1 rRNA gene is annotated in these 271 nt (G+C 44.3%); it reads left to right on the top strand.

From position 1 onward, the window contains the following. Window positions 1-195 precede the first annotated feature (195 nt). A 16S ribosomal RNA gene (locus tag RZA33_RS19490) occupies window positions 196-271 on the top strand; the annotation flags it as partial.

Raw genomic sequence — 271 nt, 5'->3', positions numbered from 1 at the left:
GCTCTTTAACAATTTGATCAGGTAATTCATGTGGGCGCTTGCTGACGTTGGTGACAAATCACCAAATATCAAGGCAAGCGACTCAAGCAATAAAGGTTTTTCGGAACCTGTTTTGAATGAATTCGTTTGAACCTTGAGCCAAGTTTGATCCGCTTTTGTTGCCTTTGGGTGACATGTAAGGATCACATAGATCTTAAACTGAAGAGTTTGATCATGGCTCAGATTGAACGCTGGCGGCAGGCCTAACACATGCAAGTCGAGCGGTAGCAGG

This window comes from Halovibrio sp. HP20-59 (genome assembly GCF_033052795.2).
GTDB lineage: Bacteria > Pseudomonadota > Gammaproteobacteria > Pseudomonadales > Halomonadaceae > Vreelandella.
The sequence above is the reverse complement of the archived record's forward strand: the minus strand, read 5'-3'. Positions and strand labels throughout refer to the sequence as shown.